The sequence below is a fragment of the Oceanobacter antarcticus genome (assembly GCF_044962685.1).
Classification (GTDB): domain Bacteria; phylum Pseudomonadota; class Gammaproteobacteria; order Pseudomonadales; family Oceanobacteraceae; genus Oceanobacter; species Oceanobacter antarcticus.
In genome coordinates this window covers 19,827-41,703 of the sequence record NZ_JBBKTX010000006.1, presented here as the reverse complement: position 1 = coordinate 41,703, position 21,877 = coordinate 19,827, and the positions used below count along the sequence as shown (strand labels likewise).

Annotated in this window: 18 protein-coding genes and 1 tRNA gene; 14 read left to right on the top strand and 5 right to left on the bottom strand. The window is 53.7% G+C overall.

The window, feature by feature from the left end:
- Nucleotides 1-13 precede the first annotated feature (13 nt).
- The 3 genes from WG929_RS06185 to queF are packed head-to-tail and all read left to right on the top strand — an operon-like array spanning nucleotide 14 to nucleotide 2,540.
- Nucleotides 14-934 carry an ABC transporter ATP-binding protein gene (locus WG929_RS06185; RefSeq protein ID WP_369854475.1) on the top strand — a complete coding sequence of 307 codons (921 nt, stop codon included), beginning with the start codon at nucleotides 14-16 and terminating at the stop codon, nucleotides 932-934.
- Nucleotides 931-1,707 carry an ABC transporter permease gene (locus WG929_RS06180; protein ID WP_416205334.1) on the top strand — a complete coding sequence of 259 codons (777 nt, stop codon included), beginning with the start codon at nucleotides 931-933 and terminating at the stop codon, nucleotides 1,705-1,707. The genes WG929_RS06185 and WG929_RS06180 overlap by 4 nt, the downstream gene beginning before the upstream one ends.
- Before the next feature lie 11 nt (nucleotides 1,708-1,718).
- Nucleotides 1,719-2,540, top strand: coding sequence for an NADPH-dependent 7-cyano-7-deazaguanine reductase QueF (gene queF / locus WG929_RS06175; protein ID WP_416205333.1), 822 nt, complete (start codon nucleotides 1,719-1,721; stop codon nucleotides 2,538-2,540).
- Nucleotides 2,541-2,564: 24 nt separating this feature from the next.
- Here queF and WG929_RS06170 read toward each other — a convergent pair whose 3' ends face one another.
- Entirely contained in the window at nucleotides 2,565-4,037 is a 1,473-nt protein-coding gene (locus tag WG929_RS06170) for an adenylate/guanylate cyclase domain-containing protein (protein WP_416205332.1), read from the bottom strand.
- Nucleotides 4,038-4,495: 458 nt separating this feature from the next.
- Here WG929_RS06170 and WG929_RS06165 point away from each other — a divergent pair.
- From WG929_RS06165 to WG929_RS06155, 3 genes are all read left to right on the top strand, one after another.
- Nucleotides 4,496-4,583, top strand: a tRNA-Ser gene (locus WG929_RS06165).
- 419 nt (nucleotides 4,584-5,002) lie between these two features.
- Nucleotides 5,003-6,331, top strand: a complete 1,329-nt coding sequence (locus WG929_RS06160) for a DUF2868 domain-containing protein (protein WP_416205331.1) — start codon at nucleotides 5,003-5,005, stop codon at nucleotides 6,329-6,331.
- 1 nt (nucleotide 6,332) lies between these two features.
- Entirely contained in the window at nucleotides 6,333-7,721 is a 1,389-nt protein-coding gene (locus WG929_RS06155) for a DUF3482 domain-containing protein (protein WP_416205330.1), read from the top strand.
- Nucleotides 7,722-7,745: 24 nt separating this feature from the next.
- On the opposite strand, the gene yegD is transcribed toward WG929_RS06155, so the two are convergent.
- Nucleotides 7,746-9,122 carry a molecular chaperone gene (gene yegD / locus WG929_RS06150; protein WP_416205329.1) on the bottom strand — a complete coding sequence of 459 codons (1,377 nt, stop codon included), beginning with the start codon at nucleotides 9,120-9,122 and terminating at the stop codon, nucleotides 7,746-7,748.
- A gap of 255 nt (nucleotides 9,123-9,377) precedes the next feature.
- Here yegD and WG929_RS06145 point away from each other — a divergent pair, with 255 nt between their 5' ends.
- The 3 genes from WG929_RS06145 to WG929_RS06135 all read left to right on the top strand — a co-directional run bounded on the left by WG929_RS06145 (nucleotide 9,378) and on the right by WG929_RS06135 (nucleotide 12,998).
- The gene (locus WG929_RS06145; RefSeq protein WP_416205328.1) at nucleotides 9,378-9,866 is read left to right on the top strand and encodes an SRPBCC family protein; all 489 of its coding nucleotides are present in this window, start codon (nucleotides 9,378-9,380) and stop codon (nucleotides 9,864-9,866) included.
- Nucleotides 9,867-10,048: 182 nt separating this feature from the next.
- Complete coding sequence (locus WG929_RS06140) at nucleotides 10,049-11,317, top strand: MFS transporter (protein ID WP_369854467.1); 1,269 nt, start codon at nucleotides 10,049-10,051, stop codon at nucleotides 11,315-11,317.
- A gap of 226 nt (nucleotides 11,318-11,543) precedes the next feature.
- On the top strand, nucleotides 11,544-12,998 hold the full coding sequence (locus tag WG929_RS06135; RefSeq protein WP_416205327.1) for a TrkH family potassium uptake protein: 1,455 nt from the start codon (nucleotides 11,544-11,546) through the stop codon (nucleotides 12,996-12,998).
- Nucleotides 12,999-13,040: 42 nt separating this feature from the next.
- Here WG929_RS06135 and rlmF read toward each other — a convergent pair whose 3' ends face one another.
- Nucleotides 13,041-14,075 carry a 23S rRNA (adenine(1618)-N(6))-methyltransferase RlmF gene (gene rlmF, locus WG929_RS06130; RefSeq protein WP_416205326.1) on the bottom strand — a complete coding sequence of 345 codons (1,035 nt, stop codon included), beginning with the start codon at nucleotides 14,073-14,075 and terminating at the stop codon, nucleotides 13,041-13,043.
- 433 nt (nucleotides 14,076-14,508) lie between these two features.
- Here rlmF and WG929_RS06125 point away from each other — a divergent pair, with 433 nt between their 5' ends.
- Nucleotides 14,509-14,979 (top strand): bacteriohemerythrin, encoded by a 471-nt coding sequence (locus WG929_RS06125; RefSeq protein ID WP_369854464.1) that lies wholly within the window; start codon nucleotides 14,509-14,511, stop codon nucleotides 14,977-14,979.
- Between the two features lie 167 nt (nucleotides 14,980-15,146).
- On the opposite strand, the gene WG929_RS06120 is transcribed toward WG929_RS06125, so the two are convergent.
- On the bottom strand, nucleotides 15,147-15,776 hold the full coding sequence (locus WG929_RS06120) for a glutathione S-transferase family protein (RefSeq protein WP_369854463.1): 630 nt from the start codon (nucleotides 15,774-15,776) through the stop codon (nucleotides 15,147-15,149).
- A 315-nt stretch (nucleotides 15,777-16,091) separates the two neighbouring features.
- Here WG929_RS06120 and WG929_RS06115 point away from each other — a divergent pair, with 315 nt between their 5' ends.
- Nucleotides 16,092-17,576, top strand: a complete 1,485-nt coding sequence (locus tag WG929_RS06115) for a (Fe-S)-binding protein (RefSeq protein ID WP_416205325.1) — start codon at nucleotides 16,092-16,094, stop codon at nucleotides 17,574-17,576.
- Here the strand turns inward: WG929_RS06115 and WG929_RS06110 are convergent.
- A complete protein-coding gene (locus tag WG929_RS06110) occupies nucleotides 17,536-18,111 on the bottom strand; it encodes an alpha-ketoglutarate-dependent dioxygenase AlkB family protein (RefSeq protein ID WP_416205324.1) in 576 nt (191 codons plus the stop codon). The genes WG929_RS06115 and WG929_RS06110 overlap by 41 nt on opposite strands.
- A gap of 406 nt (nucleotides 18,112-18,517) precedes the next feature.
- On the opposite strand from WG929_RS06110, the gene WG929_RS06105 reads away from it, so the two are divergent.
- From WG929_RS06105 to WG929_RS06095, 3 genes are all read left to right on the top strand, one after another.
- Nucleotides 18,518-18,847, top strand: coding sequence for a helix-turn-helix transcriptional regulator (locus WG929_RS06105; RefSeq protein WP_369854460.1), 330 nt, complete (start codon nucleotides 18,518-18,520; stop codon nucleotides 18,845-18,847).
- Entirely contained in the window at nucleotides 18,841-20,169 is a 1,329-nt protein-coding gene (locus tag WG929_RS06100) for a type II toxin-antitoxin system HipA family toxin (RefSeq protein ID WP_416205323.1), read from the top strand. Before WG929_RS06105 ends, WG929_RS06100 begins: the two co-directional genes overlap by 7 nt.
- 131 nt (nucleotides 20,170-20,300) lie before the next feature.
- Nucleotides 20,301-21,668 carry a hypothetical protein gene (locus WG929_RS06095; RefSeq protein ID WP_416205322.1) on the top strand — a complete coding sequence of 456 codons (1,368 nt, stop codon included), beginning with the start codon at nucleotides 20,301-20,303 and terminating at the stop codon, nucleotides 21,666-21,668.
- The last annotated feature ends 209 nt before the right edge of the window (nucleotides 21,669-21,877 follow it).

Here is a 21,877-nt window from a genome sequence, read left to right as displayed (position 1 = left end):
CAGGTTGATTTGTATGGTTCCGGCACTGAAGGTTCAGGGCTTATCCAAGGTTTACGATAATGGTTTTCAGGCGCTCAAGGGGATTGATTTGAGTGTCGAGCAGGGGGATTTTTTTGCCCTGCTGGGCCCGAATGGCGCGGGTAAGTCTACCACGCTGGGTATTTTATCGGGTTTGGTGCAGAAATCTGCCGGTAAGGCAGAGGTGATGGGCTTTGATGTGAATGAGCAGTCGTTTGGTGCTCGTTTAAATCTCGGCGTAGTGCCACAGGAGTTTAATTTCAACCAGTTTGAGAAGGTTGAAGATATTGTGGTAACGCAAGCGGGATATTTTGGGTTGAATGCCAAAGAGGCTCGCGAGAGTGCGGAATACCTGCTCAGGGCTCTGGATCTGTGGGACAAGCGTGATGAGCCGTCACGGATGTTGTCTGGAGGAATGAAACGACGTTTGATGATCGCTCGTGCGCTGGTACATAAGCCAAAGGTGTTGATTCTGGATGAGCCAACCGCGGGTGTCGATATTGAGCTGCGGCGTTCGATGTGGGCGTTTATGAAGGAGCTGAATGAGTCGGGCACCACGATTATTCTGACCACTCATTATCTGGAGGAGGCGGAGCAATTATGTCGCAATATTGCGATTATCAATCGTGGAGAGATTGTTCGCTGCACCAGTGTTCGTTCGCTGCTGGCCAATATGAAATCTGAGACCTTTGTGTTTGATCTGAAGTCGGATGCGCCTGCTGATTTGTTATTGAGTGGATTTGTTGTTCGGGTCGTCGCTGCAGATTCGATTGAGGTGGTGGTGGATGAAGGTCAAAGTATCAACGAGGTTTTTACCGGTTTGTCTGCCCAAGGGTGCCAGGTACGTAGTATGCGGCCCAAGGCTAATCGCCTGGAAGAGTTGTTTGTGAATCTGGTGCGAGGAGACAACCAATGAGTCATTTGGCCGTTCAGTGGGTAGCATTAAAGACGATTGTGACGAAGGAAGTCCGTCGATTTACCCGTATTTGGCAGCAGACGCTGGTGCCTCCTGCGATTACCATGACGTTATATTTTGTGATTTTTGGTAATTTGATCGGTTCTCGCATCGGAGAAATGGGCGGTGTGGACTATATGTCCTTTATCGTTCCTGGCCTGATTATGATGAGTGTGATTACCAATGCGTATGGCAATGTGGCATCGTCCTTTTTCAGCAACAAGTTCCAGCGCAGTGTGGAAGAGTTAATGGTGGCACCGGTGCACCCGGCGACCATTCTGTTGGGTTTTGTCGCTGGCGGTGTGGTACGCGGTGTGATGGTGGGCATTATTGTCACCTTGTTATCACTGTATTTTACTGATCTGAGTATTCATCATCCTGGCGTAGTGATTGGTATCGTGTTGCTCTCTGCGGTGTTGTTCTCATTGGGTGGTTTTATTAACGGTGTGCATGCACGCAAGTTTGATGATATTTCAATTGTCCCGACGTTTATTATTACTCCTCTAACGTATCTTGGTGGTGTTTTCTACTCTATCAGTTTACTGCCAGAGCATTGGCAATGGGTCTCCCAGTTGAATCCGATTTTGTATATGGTGAATACGTTTCGTTATGGGATTCTGGGTGTCTCTGATGTCGGGGTGGTATTTTCATTTTTGATGATGGGTGTGTTTATCGTTATTTTGAGTGCGTATAGCTTGTGGTTGCTCAAGCGTGGCACCGGCATGAGGCAATAAGAGTTATGGCGATGATTGATTCTGAGTTAAATCCTCTCGGTAAGCAGTCTGACTATAAAGACGCGTATGACGCGTCATTGTTGTTTGCTATCCCCCGTGAGGAGGGGCGCTCCCGACTGCTGGCTGATGCTGAGTTGGCTCCTATGTACGGCGAAGACATCTGGAACGCATATGAAGTGTCGTGGCTGGATGCCAGGGGGAAGCCGGTGGTCGCTATTGGGGAGTTCAAAATTCCGGCAGCCGCTGCCAATCTGATTGAATCCAAGTCGTTCAAGCTGTATCTGAATTCTTATAACCAGACCCGATTTGATAGCAAGGATGACGTTCAGGCTCTTATGGTGAGAGATCTTGCTGCCGTGTCCGGGGGCGAGGTGGCTGTCGAGCTGATGTTGCTGCCTGGGGGGAAGGATTTTGGTACTGCGCCGGAGGCCTGGTGTATTGATGAGCTGGAAGTAGATATCACTACTTATCAGCCTGACGGGGCTTTGCTGGCGACAACCGCAGGGGTGTTTGACGGCTGGTTATGCTCGCACTTGTTGAAGTCCAACTGCCCGGTTACTGGTCAGCCAGACTGGGGAAGTGTGTATGTCTATTATCGTGGGCCTGCCATTATTCCTGAGTCCTTGCTCGCCTACGTGGTGTCGATGAGGCAGCATCAGGGCTTTCATGAACAATGCGTCGAACAAATGTTTCAGGATATAACCCACTACTGTCGGCCTGAGGTTTTGACGGTCTGTGCCAGGTATGTGCGCCGAGGTGGGTTGGATATCAACCCGGTACGCTCTTCGGTTGATGGAGTCTGTCTGGAGAACTTTCGTACGCTTCGTCAGTAGTGGTTTGAACCGCTGAATCCGTTGTTATTTGTCTTGTGATTTTACCTGCGCGGCGGCCGTTCTGGCTGCTCGTTGCTGTGCCGTTGGGGGGTGTCGTTCTGGCGCTCGGGTCTTGACCTGATTTCTCAGTTTACTGGCTGCTTGCTCCAGTGCATCGGCGACCTTGTTACGTTCGCTGTCACGAACCTTTTCCGATTCCAGATAAAGTGAGAAGCCTTCGGTTTCATGGTTCATAAATCCTGCGTTTGCACCGAGGTCGCGGCGGTAATCAACCACCTGATAGAGGGGTACCGGGTCGCGAAAGCCTTTTACCATGGCGGTGCCGCGTTGTCGGCAAATGATCTTGTCTTTGACCAGTGAAAATGTCTCGTGGGAAATCAGAATTTCGCCGGCATCGGCAGCACTCTCAAGCCGACTGGCGAGGTTAACTTCCTTGCCGACGATGGTGTAGTCCATTCGGCTTTCGGTGCCGAAGTTGCCGACGGTGCAGTAACCGGTATTGATGCCCATGCGAATTTGTAATGGGGTGGTCATGCCTTGTTCGGTCCAGTGCTTTCTCAGTTTCAGCATATGGCGGCGCATTTCAATTGCCATTGCGACGCAGGCCAGGGCGTCTCGCTTGATGCCTTTGGTGCTCGGGTCGCCAAAAAAAATCATAATGCCATCGCCGATAAACTTGTCGATGGTACCGCCATATTTCATGGCCACCTCTGACATATCGGTAAGGTAGCCATTGAGTAGGTCGGTGAGCGGTTCTGCTTCCATTTGCTCGGAAAGCGAAGAAAACCCGACAATATCGGAAAAGAAAATGACCAGTTTTTTGCGCTGGGTTTCGAGTTTGGCTTCACGTTTGCCATTAAATATGGATTCCCTGACCTGAGGGGCAACATAGCGTGATACTTGGGTGGACAATTCCTGATAACGGTCGATCTGGCTTTTAAGACGCGATTGCATAGCGCCAATCTGATCTCCTTGGCGTATGGCGAATAAGGCCAGTGCGGCAAAAAAAACGGCGGTGGCAGCCCCACAAGTAATCACCAGGCTATTAGGAATGGCGGCGGCTTGCTCTGAACCTGAACTGAGCCAGAGGTAAGAAGCAAACATGCTGGTAGCCGAAATTAATACCCCGGACAGCCAGCTGGACTTGCTGCCGGTCAGAATCAGACTGGTGTTGAGCATCAATAGCGTGGGTAGGGTTAATTCAATGGGAACTTGAACCAGCCCCAGTAACAAGCCGGTGATGGCGGCATCTACCTGTGTCCAGAAGGTGAGCGCGGTGTTTCGACTCCATGGGAGGCGACGCTCAATCACTTCCACCAGATGCGGGTACACCAGGCAAAACGCCATGGCTGCCCAGAAATTATCAGGCCAGTAATGAGTAAAAATACCGGCGGCTATCGTTAATGCGCCAGTGCCGTAGCCCAGAATGCGTGCGATGTAGTCTGGATGAGGATGGGTCAGGGGGGCTGTGTCAATGCCTTCGATCACGTCGTTCATAGTCCTGCCAAGGGTACTTCGGCTTTATGCCGCCCTGAATAAAGTGAATTGCTATGGTCTGTATAGCGGTAAATGTGAGCTTCATCAAGGAGAGTCCGTGATGGGTGGCAATGCGATTGATATATGTTCTGAGGCTAGGGTTAAAATATGACAAAACAACGAGGGAGTCTTTATAGGTGCAGGTAGGTAGTGGTAGGTGTATGGCGAGCTGAGTTGACAGAGGCCGCCCCCCAGCGCTCTGGTGGATCGTATGTTGGCGAATAAACAAGAATGAAATGCCACTGGAAGTGGAAGCCGGATAATTTGCGTCAGAGCGAGGCGGTTGGCTGGAGCTGAACAGTCGCCTTTGATGCACCGTGTTTGGGATGTAACGATGAAAAGGCCGATGATTTTGGTTGACATGTTCTATATCGATAAGTATATTGCGCGGCCTCTGTTAGGGGTAAATTCCTAATCAAGGTGAGGTGTCCGAGTGGCTGAAGGAGCACGCCTGGAAAGTGTGTATACCGCAAGGTATCGAGGGTTCGAATCCCTCCCTCACCGCCATTAAAATTCCTTTAAAATCAATTGGTTACCGATTTTAAATCGCTAAAAAGCCTGTTCTGGGAACGTTTCTGGGAACACGATCGAAAAAAGCAGCCATCTGGCTGCTTTTTTTGCTTCTGCCGCCCGGTCTGACATTTATGAGCGCTCTACCATCGTCCGGCAAGTATTCAAGCCGTCAGACAGAGTGGTGTGAATGATTCGGATATCCAGATTCTCTGCCATATCAAATTCGGACAGTTTCTGAATACACGGATAGCGTCGTTCATGGTTACTACGCCGTGGATTGGGTATGGTGGCGATTCCTCTGTCTGATATTCAGCCGTATTGGTGCTTCTCCGTTATACTGGCGCATCTTGCTGTATCGGTTCGGTTGTTCACCATTGAAGCCGACAGTGCTTGTTGCGGAAATTCAGGTTTTTATGTCTTCAGCGTTATCAGTATCGACAGCCACCATCTTGCAGTTTTTCTTCAGACACGGTGCCACCACGGCGATGTGCCGCTGGCTGGACTTCCGTTTGTTTGTGGCGCAAAAACGTCTCCGTCTGGAAGCCAGCACACAGGTTGAAAGTTACGACGCTGACACCTTGTCCCCGGCGGAGTATTTAAACCGTTGGGAGCAGCGTGCCTTGCAACAGACCGATACGTCTGCGCTGACGACTCCGGCGCGGTGGGTGTTGCTGTTGCTGGGATTACTTGTCGCACTGGTCGGGCTGGCCAGTATGGCGGGGGTATTGAATTACTCGGGTCGACAGCCGATCAATATCTGGGTGCCGCTGGTGCTGTTCGCATTTTTGCCCTTGCTGCTGACCTTGAGCAGTGCGTATGTTGCGTTGTTTTCAGGCGCTCGTCAGTCTGTGGCTGGGCATCCGTTGCTGTTGCAGTTGGCTGACAAACTCAGGCTGAAACACTTTTTGCCATACCAGAATGTCTTGTTTCCCTGGCTGGTCTGGCAAGCCCAGTTGCTGGGGCTGGTGTTTTCCGTGGCGGCATTGCTGTCGTTTTTTGCACTGGCGACGTTTCAGGATTACCAGTTTGGCTGGTCTTCAACCTTGATAACTGATAATGCCACCATGGTGCAAATGATGGCGGTGATCAGTTGGCCCTGGCATTGGCTGGTGTCGTCGCCGGGTGTCGAACTGATCAGTCAGAGTCGTTTTGCCGCCCAGGAGATGGCTGCGCAGGGTGTCAATCAGCGTGGCTGGTGGTTGACGCTGGTAATGGCGGTGACGGTGTACGGTATTTTGCCGCGTGTGGCGCTGGCGTTGTTGTTGCGCTGGCGTTTTATCCGCCAGCTACGCTGGAGCATTCTTAACAGTGCCGATATTGAGGAGTTTGTGCTGGCGCAGCAGCATCAACCGAGCCGCAATCCGCTGGTGTCTGATGACCCGCTGGTATTGCCAGATGTGATTGATATTCGCGCCACCAACGCCGATCTGATCAGCTGGCAGCAACCACAATCGGACTGGCCAGTGGTGAAAAACCTTGGCAGCGGCGACTGGCTGGAAGACGAGCAGTGGCTGTCATCGTCGGCCAGTGCCCGGCCCAGGCCGGTACTCCTTATTGTTGATCCGCTCCAGACACCCACCGGTGAAATGGCCGACTGCATCGAGCTGTTGCAACAACAAAACACGGTGGTGGTACTGGTACTGGTATCCACTCAGATAGATGCCGAGCGTTATAAGACCCAACTCAAGTCCTGGCAGTTTTTCGCCAGTCGTCATCGCATCACATTAAAGAAGGGGCATTAAGGTGGCAGCGCCGGTATTTGCGGTTGTCGGGCACCCGAATAAGGGCAAATCGAGCATCGTGGCGACGCTGACGCGTCAGGATGCGATTCGGATCTCGGAGATTTCCGGTACCACAACGGCGGCACAAGCGTTTGAATTACGTGTCGATGGTATTTGTCATTACCGGCTGATTGATACTCCGGGGTTTCAGCGTCCGCGTCAGGTGTTGTCCTGGTTGCAGCAACACGCGCCTAATGCCGCCCAGCGCAAGCAGGCAGTGCAGAATTTTGTGGCGCAACAACGGTGTGAGCCAGGCAGCAAGTTTCAGGACGAAATCGAACTGTTGCAGCCGATTCTGGCCGGTGCCGGAATTATTTATGTCGTTGATGGCTCATTGCCTTACAGTCCTGAATTTGAAGCCGAGATGACCATTCTGCAATGGACCGGACAGCCCCGCATGGCGCTGATTAACCCGATTGGTGGTGCGGCCTATGTTGAAGAGTGGCAGAACGCTCTGAGCCAGTATTTCAGTGTGGTGCGGGTGTTTGACCCGATGACGGCCGACCGGCAGAAGCAGTTCGCGGTTTTGTCGGCCTTTGCGGAGTTGTATGAACCCTGGCGTCCGGCGATTGAGGCGACGATGGCGGCGCTGACCACCTATTTTGATCGTATCGCGGCGCAGGGTGCCATGATCGTTGCGGAGCACATGGTGCAAATGATCAGCCATGTGAGTGAAGTCCGGGTGCCCGCCGAGTTTGTCAAAACAGCGCTGGAAGCCCAGTTAAAAAACCAGTATCAGCACCGTCTGCGTGATATCGAAGCCAGTATGCAGCGTCAATTACAGGCGCTGTTTGCGCACTCCCATATGCGTATTCATGCCCAGGCGTTAAGCGCTGATTACCCGGATTTGTTTGATAGCAGCCACTGGTATCTGTATGGGCTGGATCGGCAGAAAATTGTCGCGCTATCCGCATCGGCGGGTGCTGCTGCAGGCGCTGTACTCGACGTTGGCGTGGGCGGCAGTTCCTTTATGACCGGGGCGCTGGCGGGTGGCTTGTTGTCCGGGCTGGCCTCGTTGGCGGCGACCTGGAAGCCTGAAAAGCTCAATATCAAGGGAATCCCTGTTGCCGGTAAAACACTCACTGCCGGGCCAGCTCGGGAGCTGACCTTTATCTTTGTTTTGCTGGGACGGGCGATAGACTTTCTGGAGATGATTCTGCGCCGTACTCATGCCGACCGTACGGTGGCAGAGTTGAAGACAATCAGCTTGTCAGAGCGGTTAAACCAGCTGCCAAAAATGGAGCAGGTACAGTTAACTCGTAGTCTGCAAAAAGCCGCTAAGGGTTTGAACGACAAGGAATTGTTGCAGCTCCGAGACTGGATTTTACAGCTGGCTCAAGCGGTTGATTAACGCCAGGCAATCAACGCCAGGCAATCAACGATAGATACGCTGCGCCCATTCGGTCAGGCCGGATACCACACTGCCAAAATGATCGCCATCCAACAGCGGAATATCACCCAGAGTGCGGGCTACCGCTTGCCGAATCAGCGGTGAGCGGGCGCTACCGCCGGTAATAAATACCCGATCTGGTTGTACACCAGCCTGGGCGACCGCTTCCGCCATCAGCTCTGTTATACGCTGTAATGGTCGCTGAATGGCTGCTTCCAGTCCGGTTTTCACCATCTCGGTACCAAGCCCGGCTTCAACAAAGTCCAGTGCTACACGGGTGGATTCGGCATCGGACAGGACGATCTTGGCATTTTCTGCGCAACGTACCAGTTGCTGGTTTTGCTTGTTGGCCTGCAATCTTAGCAGGCGGCTGATCAGCTCCGGTTGCAGACAATCGCGCTGCAGTTGTTGCAGCTGGAGGGTGGTTTCCAGGCTGCTGAAACGAGACAGAGCACTGACATCGTTGGTGCAGACCGCATCAAGAAAGGTTTTGGTGGGCATAGGTTTGCCGCTTTTGAGGCTGGCGTGCATGCCAAACAATGGCATCAGCTGTTTGCCAGCCAGCGCAATATCGAGGTCGTTACCACCGATACGTTCGCCAGTATGGCCAAGAAAATCTGCGCTGCGGTCTTCGCGGTCGCGGTGATCTGGCCCCATTCGTACCATGGCGCAGTCGCTGGTGCCACCGCCGATATCGACCACCAATACGGTTTGGTTGTCGGCAAGAGTGCGTTCAAAGCTCAGACCGGCGGCAATCGGCTCATAAAGAAACTCGACCTCACTAAAGCCGCTGCGCTGGGCAGCACGGCTCAGGATCGCCAAAGCCTGGTGATTACTGTGCTCGGCATTCACACCCTGGAAATTGACTGGCCTGCCGATCACAGTGCGGGTCAGTGGTTGGCCGAGCGATAACTCCGCACGCTGCTTTACCGTTTGCATCATGGCGGTAACGATGTCTTCAAAAAAATGCACAAACTCGGGGCGTAACCCACTGGCACCGAGATAGGACTTCGGGGATTTGACGAAGTAGCCTTCTTCTGGGTCGGAAAAATACTGGTCAAAGGCTCGTTGGCCGACCAACATTACCGCTTCAATATCTTCCGCAGCTGATCCAAGATCCAGCTCGCGCCGGGCACGTTGGGCCAGCTGTAATGGCCCTCGTCGAGTGGCGATAAACTCATCCCGCAGCGGGCCAGTAGTCATGGCCAGGCCGACTTGCTCGCAGATCAGTTCACGACCCAGTGCATACAGCGCCGACGGCATAAACGCATGGTCGCCGTCTACGGCCAGCAGTTGTACGACATCCTGTGGTTTAACGCCGATGGCGCAGTTGGAAGTACCGTAGTCGAAGCCGCAGATCATGGCGTTCCTCTTGAGCAGGGCGTGAGAAAAAGTCGCGCACATTAGCACAGGGGCTTGGTGGGTCAAGAACACAGCGGCAGAATTCAGCGGGATCGACTGGCCTGGTTAGCCCGTTTTGTCTGCAACCTTCGATCAAGGCGGAGTGCGGGTAACACCCTGCTTAAGGAGGTCAAGGCTCGATACAAAGCAGTATGTTGGCCAGACCCGGTACTGCGCATGCTACGGCAGGCCAATAACAATAAACATGGGCCAAATATGATGAAGAAAACACTTTCCACTTTGCTGATCTGCGGTTCAGCACTGACCGCTTCTTGTGCCAATATGAACGGTATGCATGAACAGTCAATCGTCACAGAGTCTGTCAGGGTCAATGCACCTGCTGACGATGTATGGCAGCTGGTGGGGAAATTTAATGACCTCAAGCGCTGGCATCCGGCGGTCAAAATCAGCAAACAGGTGTCCGATCAGCGTTACCTGACCTTGCAGGACGATACCGAAATGGTCGAACAGGAAACCGCTCGTGATGATAGTGGTATGAGCTATAGCTACCGCATTGTGTCCAGCCCGCTGCCAGTGGCTGCCTATCATGCCACGATCAGTGTGATGGCGGTGGGGGCCAGTCAGTCAGAGGTGACCTGGCGTTCCAGCTTTGATGCCAAGGGGGTCTCGAAAGCAGAGGCGGAAGCGACTATTCGCGGGGTCTATCGCGCCGGTCTGGATCATTTGCAACAAATGTATCGTTAGGACTTTTGCCATTAAAAACCGTTAACGCGATCCACCTGGGCAGGCTGTTATGCCTGCCGATGGATCGACTCATAGGGCTGTTTATGCTCCGGGCAGTCGGATTATGGTTTTACTGCTAGAATGCTCGTCCACTACCTGGTGTTGGCCCTCTGGCCCATTCCCTGCCCAGTAAGCGAGTTTCCATGACTGCCAATGTTAGCCAACCCTCTGCCAATACTCTGTTTAATCCGGTACTGATTGCAGGCTGCCTGATTATTCTGGTGGGTTTTGCGATTCGATCGTCGTTTGGATTATTCCAGATTCCAGTGGCCGAGGCGTTTGGCTGGTTACGGGCTGATTTCTCTTTTGCCATTGCGTTGCAAAATCTGTTCTGGGGTATAGGCCAGCCGATGTTCAGTGCGCTGGCGGAAAAATACGGCGACCGTAAGGCGATTCTGGCAGGCGCTTTCTGTTATGCCACTGGGTTGGTGCTGTCTTCATATGCGACGACGCCAGGGCAGCATCAGCTGCTGGAAATGCTGGTCGGTTTTGGAATCGCCGGAACCGGTTTTGGCGTTATTCTTGCCGTTGTTGGCCGTGCAACGGCGGAAAAGTACCGTTCACTGGCGTTGGGTATTGTCACTGCCGCTGGTTCGGCCGGTCAGGTGGTTGGCCCACCGTTAGCGCAATACTTGCTGGATCAGATGCCATGGCAATCGGTATTCGTGACCTTCGCCGGACTGGTGTGTGTATCCATGTTGGCGTTGTTATTGATGAAGGTGCCGCCACCCGCTGCGGTACAGCCAGGAGAAGATAACCTCGGCCAAGTGGTGCGGCGGGCCATCAAGGATCCGACCTTTATTTTTATCTTCCTCGGTTTTTTCTCGTGCGGCTATCAGCTCGCCTTTATCACGGCGCATTTTCCGGCGTTTATCAGCGAAATGTGCAGCGCAATCGAACCAAACGGCATACTGCATTCGATCGGGATTACCTCTACCTCAACGCTGGGAGCCATGGCGCTGTCTTTGATCGGGGTGTTCAATATTATCGGAACGATTCTGGCGGGCTGGCTGGGCAACCTGTATTCCCGCAAGTACTTGCTGGTGGGTATCTATGTGTTGCGAACCCTGATTTCTGCCTTGTTTATTATGAACCCGGTGACACCGGAGACGGTTTTCCTGTTTTCGATGTTGATGGGCGGATTGTGGTTGGCAACGGTGCCGATCACTTCAGGACTGGTGGCCCAGATTTACGGCTTGCGTTACATGGGTACGTTATATGGGTTGGTGTTTTTATCGCATCAGATTGGCGGCTTTCTGGGCGTCTGGCTGGGGGGCAGCCTCTACGATCTGTATGGCAACTATACGCTGGTGTGGTGGGTTGGCGTCGGCGTCGGAGCCTTTTCTGCCTTGATACACCTGAACGTGGATGAACGTCCATGGAATCGGCGGGTGATGCTACAGGCAGCATGACTGCTCTGGTAACGGCCTTTGAACGGATGATTTTTTGCGTTCTTTTTACGGCTCGAAATGCAACAATCCGTAGCAATTGTCATGACAATGATGGCGACTGCTGGTGCGTGTTTTCCTGTCCATCCATTAAACAAGACATTGAATGATTCCATTGCCCCAGGCCCCAATTACCCCAGGCATCAGACCCCAAGGTTTATTTGAGCCACAACAGACGTGAGGGAAGCCCGTGATTGATGCCCGCGTAACCACGCGTCTTATGGCCATGCCGGTACTCTGGATGGGAAGCGTGCAGATGGTGTTTGGTGGCCTCTCGGTGGCGTTGTTTCGTGATGACGTGGCCCGGGTTTTTCTGGAACCGGGCCTGGCGATGTTGCTTGGTGGTGGCGTGTTGTTCTGGAAAATGCGAAGAACCAATTTGGCGCTGGCATCCTATCAGGATGCGCTGTTCTACGCGGTGGCCACCTGGGTAGTGACCGGTTTGCTCGGAGCCTTGCCAATTCTGTATATCGAACACGTCAGCTTTGCCGATGCGGTGTTTGAATCCGTCAGTGCCCTGACCACCACCGGGGCTACTGTTTTGAGTGGGCTGGATAACATGCCGCTGACGTTTTTGCTGTATCGCCAGTTTTTACAATGGATGGGCGGGCTGGGCATTGTGATTTTTGTGGTCGCCGTGTTACCCATGCTGAACGTTGGCGGCATGCGCCTGCTCAAGGCCGAGACGCCGGGGCCAATGAAAAACGACAAGCTGTCTCCTCGTATTGCCGACACCGCCCGGCATCTCTGGGGGGTGTACATCACGGCGACGCTGGCTTGTGCCCTGTGTTACTGGCTGGGTGGTATGACCGTCTTTGACGCCTTCGCCCATAGTCTGGCGACCGTTTCTACCGGTGGCTTCTCCACTCATGATGCCAGTATGGGCTATTTCGACAGCCAACTACTGCTGGCCATTGCGGATGTATTTATGCTGGTGGGGGCGATCAGTTTTGCAGTGCATTTCCGGGCAGTTCACCGGGCTGATCTGAAGGTTTATTGGGTTGATGAAGAAACCCGGATCTTTCTGCTGATTGTGATTTGCCTGTCGCTGATATTGACTGCCTACCTGTTAGCGACCGAGGTGTTTACCGATGTGCTGGAGTGTCTGGGACGGTCGTTTTTTCACGTGATCTCGTTTATTACCAGCACCGGATTTGCTGCAGACGATTTTGTCAGCTGGCCCGCCGCTGCCGGTTTCCTGCTGGTCTTCAGTGGTTATCTGGGCGGCTGCTCCGGCTCCACTGCCGGGGGCAACAAAATCATTCGTAATATCCTCACCATCAAGCTGGTCAATCAGGCGATGGGGCATATTCTGCATCCGCGCTCTATTTATACGCTCAAGTATCAGCGGCGACCGGTGGCCGAGGACGTACAGGGGTCGGTGATGGGGTTTATGTCGTTTGCGGCGGCGTCCAGTGCCGTGCTGACCCTGATGATGATGGCAACCGGTCTGAATTTCTGGTCGGCATTTACTGCTGTTGCTGCCTGCATCAATGTACTCGGCCCAGGGTTTGATCAGGTTGGAGCCAACTTCAAACCGGTATCGGATGCTGGCAAATGGATACTCTCCGGTGCCATGATTCTTGGACGGTTGGAGTATTTTACGGTGTTTGCACTGCTATCACCCAGGCTGTGGCGAGCGTGAGCCCGGCGTAGGAAATATATCTGGCCTGACTCCGGGCTCGCTTCACCCTTTACTCTGCCAGCGCATTTGCCGCCAGATTTTTTGTTGTTCGGCGTTGAGAAAACTCCAGGCGATAAAACGACTGCTTTTCTGCCCCTGCGTCATGGTGATGACCTGTTGCTGTACTGCACCGACGTCACGCAGCACTTTCTCCAGTGCTGGCAAGGCCGCCTGCCGTGATACCAGCGAAGTAAACCAGTACACCTGACTGGCGTATTGTCGGCTTTCTTGCATCATGCGGCTGACAAAGCTCACTTCACCGCCTGCGCACCACAGCTCGTTACTCTGGCCGCCGAAGTTCAAGGGTGTCTCTGCGTTCAACGCTGTGCTGTCGGGCTGTTGGTCATCCCACTTGCCGAGATTTTTCCACTTGCGTTGATTGCCACGGGCCATCTGCTCGGGCGACTCATGGAAGGGTGGGTTGCACAGCGTCAGGTCGAGAAATTCCTTGCCCTGCAACACATGCTGAAAGTAACACTGGCTGTCAGGCTGCTGCCGCAGGCTGATAGCGGGTTGCAACGCAGGATTGGCAGCCAGAATGCGTTGTGCGGATGCCAGCGACAGCGGATCGATATCAGCCGCAATAAATTGCCAGCCATACTCACTGTTGCCGATCAGCGGATAAATGCAGTTAGCGCCACAGCCGATATCCATTACCCGAATGCGCTTGCCCGCAGGTTGCTTGCCACCATTGGCGGCTGCCAGTAAATCTGCCAGATTATGGATGTAGTCCGCTCGACCGGGTATGGGAGGACAGAGGTAGCCGTCAGGAATATCCCAACCATCAATCTGATACCAGTGTCGCAGCAATGCCCGGTTCAGCGCCTTGATGGCCTGCGGATTGGTAAAGTCGATGGAATGATTGCCCTTCGGGGTTGGCCGAATAAAATCACCCAGCTCCGGACTGACGGCCATGAGCGCCTCAAAATCATAACGCTGCTGATGACGGTTGCGAGGATGCAGCCCGGCTGCCGTGCTCTGGACACGGGGGGCTGACGGTTTGCTGTTGGCAGAACGGGAAAACGACTTTTGGGACATAACAACTCTTGCGTATCGGGCGTGCAGCGAAAAACAGCGGGCAGTATAAAGACCATTGGCGAGAGGGGACAGCACAGCCGCCGATGTGTTGTGGTTCACTGTGCACTAACGCCAGTTACCTGCCTCTCTCGTGGGTGTTCAAGTGTTGCGGTTATTATCTGAATTCAGGTGTGAATTCAGATATCCAACAGACTATAAGCCGGATTGTCGGTCTAACGGTCAATCGTGGGCTTTTTGTCCTGACATATTGGCTCCAATCGACCAATTGATATGGAAGCAGATATGATCTGAATCATTATTCCGGTGTGTCGCGAAGCTACAATCGTTGCCTTGTTTATGGGGCTATCAGCCTCGTTCTGTACGGGCCGGTGTCATACTGTGTTATTTGGTGTGGTATTAGCGGGGCGTATTTCTGCGATTATTGGAGGTGGTCGTGAGCTATTTTATCTGGGATTCCACATATGACATTGGCGTTGATATTATCGATCGCCAGCATCGGCGTATCGCGGACTATATTAACGATTTACACCATGCGATTGAAAATAATGACGTGGAGGAAGTCTATAGCGTTATGGAGCGGCTGAAAGATTATACTTTTGACCATTTCAGTTTTGAGGAACAACTGATGGAGCGGGCCGGGTATCCACTGTTGGCAGCCCATTTACAGGTACACCGGCGATTTTCTGCGCAGGTCGAGGAGCTGAGTGTGCAGCTTTATGGCGGTACAGACCCGATGAGTGTTGCACGCAAGGTACGTACCGGACTGATGCGCTGGCTGTTGCAGCATATCAAGGACGAAGATCAAAATTATGCAGAGCTGGTGCGCAAGTCATTACGTAAGGAAAGTGGCTGGGTAAGCGCTACCCTGAAACGTATTTTCGGATCGGTCGATCATCCTGTCTGATCCGGATGCGCGCCAGGGTGCGTCTACAAATGTGCGCTCCGGCTTCCGGCAGTCATGGATGATACGGCTGGCGCGGAGCTGGTTGCTCCGGCCAGGCTTTGTCTGAGTAGAGAACGACAAGTTAAGAACCAGGCAAGCCAGTCAAAAACAGGGCAGATAATGCCGCGTTACAGTTGCCGATACCCTTCTTCCATCAGCACCCGCTGCACAACCGGGCGACGAGCCATGGCCTCGTAGTGAGCCTGACAGGCGTCCGGCAGCGTCATTTCCAGGCGCTTGGCCCAGAATTCGTTATAAAACAGCGCGGCATCTACTATAGAAAACTGGTCATAAAACAGTGCTCCGGCAGATGCTTCCAGCCATTGGGCAGCTTGATGAAAACCCTTCTGCACCAGTGTTCGACCCTGGCGTTCAATGGTGTCGCGATCATCGGCGTGTAGCAGGTAGCGGTCGGGTGTGAAAATACGGGTAAAGCCATGGCCATGCAGGGTGCCGACCAGATAATTGAGTCGATCCAGAGCCACGGCCTGAGCGGTTAGATCTTCCGGTAATAATTGTTTTTTCGGCCAGCGCTGGGCCAGCCACCAGGCAATGGCGGCAAAATCAGTCAGGGCGGTGCCATCGTCCAGCACCAGTGTGGGAATTGTGCCTTTCGGATTAATCGCCAGATACTCCGGTTTCTGGCCATCTCCGGCTGGCAGATTCAGCACGTGGGCGCTGAACACCAGCTCCAGCTCTTCCATCAGAATATGAATACCTGTCGAGCAGGAGCCTGGGGTCATATAGAGCGTCATCATGAGGGGTTATCTCTTCATCAAAGGCGTTGTTTTGTTTATCTCGGTACTGCAAATTGATAACCAATCACTTCACGCTGTCATCTCGTCAGGTGGCCGCAGGCAACCAGCGCTGTGGGCGTTATCAGGGTGCTTAGGTGCTGTCGCAAACCCGACAAGCCAGACTGTGGCCAAGGTTTTGTCGGGTTTCAGCCGAGTGGCTGGGTGGTATAACCCCCCCACGGCTGGTGACGATTCGCTTGATCAGCGGCGGCAACGGCAGGGAACGGGGATTGCAATCAACCCTGGCCCCATATCTCTAGCCGGTTGATATTGTTTATGACTGATTCTTCGATTTCCCAGGACCTCTCGTTGCAGCTGGACTGGTCTGACTACCGTGATGCCGGTATGGGAGATGCCTATGCTGACATTCCCAAATACGGTGGCCATTACGCCAAAGCCATTGCCGCCTGTATCAACAGCCGTCAATGCGAAGCTGACGGCAAGCAGGTGATGTGTCCCAGCTATCGCATCAGCGGCGATCCCAATCTGGCTACCGGTGGACGAGTGCGTTTGCTCAAGGCGGCGTTGTCGACTTCTCAGGCTCAGTCGCCACTGCTCGACCCCGAGCTGCAACAGGCCATGGATTTGTGCGTCAGTTGCAAGGGCTGTAAACGGGAGTGTGAAAGTAATGTCGATATGCCGCTGATCAAGGCTGAATATCTGGCGCAAAAATACGCTCTCCAGCCGCGCAGCTGGCGTTCCCGGCTGATGGCCGCCTTGCCGCAGTGGCAGCATCAGCATCCGTGGATGGATGCCTTCATACAGCTACGCAATCGCAGCAGGCTGTTGCGCCGAATTGTCGATCCGCTGATGGGGCTGAACCCGGCGGTGAATTTGCCAACGCGGGCAGGGCGCTCGATCAAACAGCCCGATAGTGCCAATGGATCCGGTGTTTCTGGCAACCTGAATGGCCATAAGGTGGCGCTGTTTATTGATACGTTCACACGGTACTACGAACCGCACATCGCGGCAGCGGCGATCAGTGTGCTGGAGGCCAGTGGCTATCAGGTCATGTTGCTGCAGCCAGAATCTGGAGGACGATCGGAGCAGGATTCGCGTCCCTACTGTTGCGGGCGTACCTGGCTGGCACAAGGCATGATTGATCAGGCCAGGGCAGAGGCCCGTCGGCTGATTCAGGCCATAGTGCCGCTGGTGGAGCAGGGCTACAGCATTGTCGGGTTGGAAGCTTCCTGTGTGCTGGGGTTAAGAGACGATGCCCAGGCGCTTGGTCTGGGAAAGAACGCCGTGACAGCAGCCAAAAACAGTTTTTTATTCGAAGAATTTCTTGCTCGTGAGGCCAAGTCCGGGCGGCTCAATCTGTCGTTATCCAGCCCGGCCAGCGCTACGCTGGTACATGGCCATTGTCATCAAAAAGCCGTTGGTGCGATGAAGTCGGTACGGCGGGTGCTGAAACTGCTTCCTGATCATGCCTTCGATTTTATCGAATCCAGCTGCTGCGGCATGGCAGGCAGTTTTGGGCTGGAAGCCGAGCATGCGCAACACAGCCTGGCCATGGCTCAACAAGACTTGCTACCTGCGCTGGCAGCACGGGGAGACCGCCAGGTGATTGCCAACGGGTTTTCCTGCCGACAACAAATACGTCATCACAGCGATGCCAAGCCGTTGCACCTGGCCGAACTGATTGCCGGCTGTCTGGAAGATTATCCTGCTCGCTCAGCCGATCAGTCCCCAAATGAGGGAGATGTCAGGGAACGGAACATCAGGAAGCAGGAGGAATCACCCATCGAAACGTCAGGTTAACCCGTGGCTGGTGGATGCCGGTTTCGGCAGGTACGGCGTGTTCCCAGTGTTGCTGACAGGGCGGCTGCATCAGCCATAAGTCACCCGAATGTACCGGAACGGCTATTTCAGGTTGTGGTTCAGGTTGTGGTTCATGTGTGTGTTGGTGTCCCGGCGTAATCTTTGGACGCAAGCAGAATGCCCGTGTTGCCCCGACCGATAACGATGCAATCACCGGCGCTGGCCCCAACTCCGATTCGTCGTCGGCATGCCAGCCAACACTGTCCTCTCCAGATCGATACAGCGTTGCCAGCACGGAGTTAAACCGCTGCCCAGTCAAAGATTCCACCCGCTGACGTAACCGGTTCAGCCGCTCTGGCCAGGGCAGGGTTGTCAGTAAGTTATCGGAGTAGCGATAGCGAATACCAGCATCTGCAAACCAGGCTTGCTGGCGAGGAATCGGAAAACGACGGCCAAAAGCCTCGTAAAAGGCATTGCCCCAGGCCACTTCATGCAGCAGCCAGTGCAACCATTCATCTGCCTCTGATTGGGTCAATATTGACCCCAGATACATCAGGCCAGCCCGTGTTGCTGTTTCGTTTACTATTGCATTTGCTGTCGCGCCAACCTCCATGTTCTGCTCCTGAGATTGCCAAAATTCATTACTGCGGTTGCAACCGCAATATTGCCATGTCGGTACTGCAGCATTGATGCCAGGCTGCTGGGTCAGGATGTCATCCAAGAAGATTCATGCCGAGTTTAAGACAATGCGGGTTGCTGTCTGTGCGGGAAATATTAATTGATAATATTTTAATGTTCCTTTTTAGGTGCTTTAATAAAAAATATTGAATTAATGTTCTATTTTGAGGACTTTAAATTATATTTCGATTATTTTATTTTAATGTGCTAATTTGTGATCGTTAAGTGAAAATAAAGGACTAAAGTCCTCAATAGGTATCGTTATGAGTCTATCTGGAAATTCTGCGACAGCACTTGCAGCCGAGCTGGGCGAACGCTTGAAGCAAGCCCGGTTGAACCGCGACCTGACACAGGCTGATGTTGCCGAGCAAGCAGGCATCGCCAGAAAAACCGTCCTTAATGCCGAGAAGGGCAAGGCCCAGCTGGACATCTTTATCGCCATTCTGGCGGTGTTGGAACTGACGGATCAACTGGAGCTGTTTTTGCCCAAGCAAGAGATTTCACCCATCCAGCTGGCCAAGCTGCAGGGCAAGCAGCGGCAGCGTGCGTCCGGGCAACGACATCCTGACCAGGAGGCAAACACAGAATGGTAATGGAAGTTGTTCGGGTGATTTACCAGCAGCAAGACGTCGGAGCGGTGAGCTTTAATACCACCACGGGGGTCGGCGCGTTTGAATACGATCCGGCCTTTATACGTCAGGGAATCGAGCTTGCGCCCCTGAAAATGCCACTGGCAAAACGTATCTACAGCTTTCCGGAGCTGGACTTCAACACCTTTAAAGGTTTGCCAGGCTTGATCGCTGATTCGCTCCCGGACGACTTCGGTAACGCCGTGCTGAATGCCTGGGTGGCGGCGCAAGGCAAGTCGCCTGCCGATATCACGCCGTTGCAGCGGCTTCAATACACCGGGATACGGGGTATGGGTGCGCTGGAATATCTGCCCGCCACCCGCATCAAAAGCCTCAATGCCTCACATTCTGTAGCGATTGAATCCCTGGTCGCCATCGCCCAGGACGTGGTGGATTGTCGTGATGACTTTGCCGTGAAGCTGAGCCACGGCGGCCAGGAAGACCGCGAAGCCATGATGTCTTTGCTCTCGGTTGGTATGAGTGCCGGTGGCGCCCGAGCGAAAGCCGTACTGGCATTTGATGACAACTTCAAACAGGTACGTTCCGGCCAGGCACAGGTACCTGATGGCTTCACCCACTACCTGATGAAATTTGATGGTGTCAGAGAGCACAGCAAACAGCAGGAAACCTTTGGCGACCCTATGGGCTTTGGGGCGATGGAATATGTTTACTACCAAATGGCGACCGCCTGCGGTATCGACATGATGCCTTGTCACTTGCTTGCCGAAGGCCCTCGACGGCACTTTATTACCCAGCGATTCGATCGCCAGGCCTCCGCTGATGACGAGGGTAAAATCCACGTCCAGACCCTGAATGGCATTGCCCATGTCGATTATAAAAAACCGGGTTCCTTCTCCTATGCCGAACTGTTTGGTGTGGCCCGGCAACTGCGGCTGTCGGCATCAGAAGCGGAACAACTGCTTAAGCGCATGACGTTTAATATCGTTGCCCGCAACCACGACGATCACGCCAAAAACGTCGCCTTTAGGTTGCAGGGAAATAAGTGGTCTCTGGCACCCGCCTACGACCTGGCCTACAGCTACAAACCGGGTAGCCAATGGGTCAACAGCCACTGGATGAGCCTCAACGGCAAACGGGACAACTTTACCCGGCAGGATATTTATTCCCTGGAAAAACTCAGCCCGCTGTTCACCCGAGCCAGAATCAACGCCATTCTTGATGCCACTCAGGATGTAGTCTCTGGTTGGAAAACACTCGCCGCTGCGGCGGATGTGCCTGATTCGTTAATCCGGGAAGTAGAACCAAACTTGCGGCTGGGGATATGACTCAGGCTCCAACGTCGCTCTGTTTATGCAATCTTGTTACGCAACACTATATTCATGCTGCGCCACTGCTCATCGCGGCAGACAACTGGCAGTATGGCCCTTCTCCTGACTGATCTTGCGGATACCCCAACGTGACTGGCTCCTTGCTGTTGAACCAACCCCTGCAACGCTGGCTAGCAGGTGCCCCGGCTATCAAGTTGTTTGCTGGCTTGCTGCTGCTGTTCGCTTTGCTACTGGTCTTGGCCAATGCGCTGGTGGTCAATTTCCCGGCATGGATGGCGGGAGTGCCGTTGTGGGTTGCCACCCTGTTACTGGCCCCGCAAATCAAAGTGGCCCAGCGCAAACAGATTGGCGTGCTCTTGCTGGTGGGGGCCGCCGGGCTGGTCTTTGCCGGTTGGAGTGGCTCGGGTGGGCGGTACTTGCTAAAAGCCGTGGAGGGTAACCAGATGTTACTGGCCATGCTGATTGGCGTCAGTTTTTTGCGGCTGGTGGCGCTGGCTGGCATAGCTGCGTCTGAACAGCTTCCACGAGGACAGCGAGCGTTACAGCAAACCCTGCTCAGTACCCATCTGTTTGCCTCCGTGCTGAATATTTCTGCTGCGCTGATTGTGGGTGACCGGCTGCGACACGCACGTAACAACCAGCCGTTACAGCCAGAGCAGGGGATGGTGTTGCTACGGGCATTTTCAACCTGTGCCTTCTGGTCGCCGTTTTTCGCCGCCATGGGGCTGACGCTGTTGAGCGCGCCCGGCTCTCAGCTGGCCACGCTGGTATTGTTCGGCCTGCCGTTGGCACTGGCCGCCTTGCTGTTTTCTGCCTGGGAAATCAGCCGTAACCCGGAGGCTGAAAATGCCCTTGGTTATCCGTTGCAGTGGTCGTCACTCTGGATGCCACTGGTGTTGGCCGTGCTGGTTATTATCAGCCACTTGATCTGGTCAGAACTGGCGGTACTGACACTGGTTACGTTGATTGCCATGGTGTTTTCGTTTATTTGGCTGGCGTTAACACGCGGGATCAAAGGTCTGAACGACGTGGGTCAGCACATCACGGTCGGCTTGCCAGGGCTGTGCAGTGAAATCGCTCTGTTTTTAGGCGCAGCAGTATTAGCCGCCGGGGTCTCTGCCACCATGAACGCACTGGATATTTCTGTTGCCCCTGAACACTTCGGCGCTCTCGAAGCCTGCATCACACTCGTTATATTAATTGTGGTCGCCGTCGCTGGTATGCACCCGGTAACCAGCGTGGTGTTGGCTGGCAGTTTATTGGCAACCAGCGTCACCGACCCTAACCTGCTCGGACTTACCTTGCTGATGGGGTGGGCCGTGGGCGTCGGGTTGTCGCCGCTGTCTGGTATTCAGCTTACCTTGCAAGCCCGCTTTGGCATGAGCGCTCGCGCCATGATGTGGGCCAATCGCTACTACGCACTGCTGATAGTGCCGCTGTGTTGCGCCACTTTATATGGGTATGAGTGGGTGACGGATATGGGTACGAGTGGGTGATGGGGGCAGTAATCCATGTGATGTGATTGCGTCTACATTGTGTGTCTGCGGCAGAGTTCATCGTGCTGTGTACCAAGACAATAATCACAGATTCATGTGTACGTCGATCAGGCCATTTAAAACGGCTACCTGGCAGGCTTAGGGCTGTCTTGTGTCCTGTAGCGAACCCGAGGCCCGCTCTGGATTGAGTCAACGCCATTCGCACATAG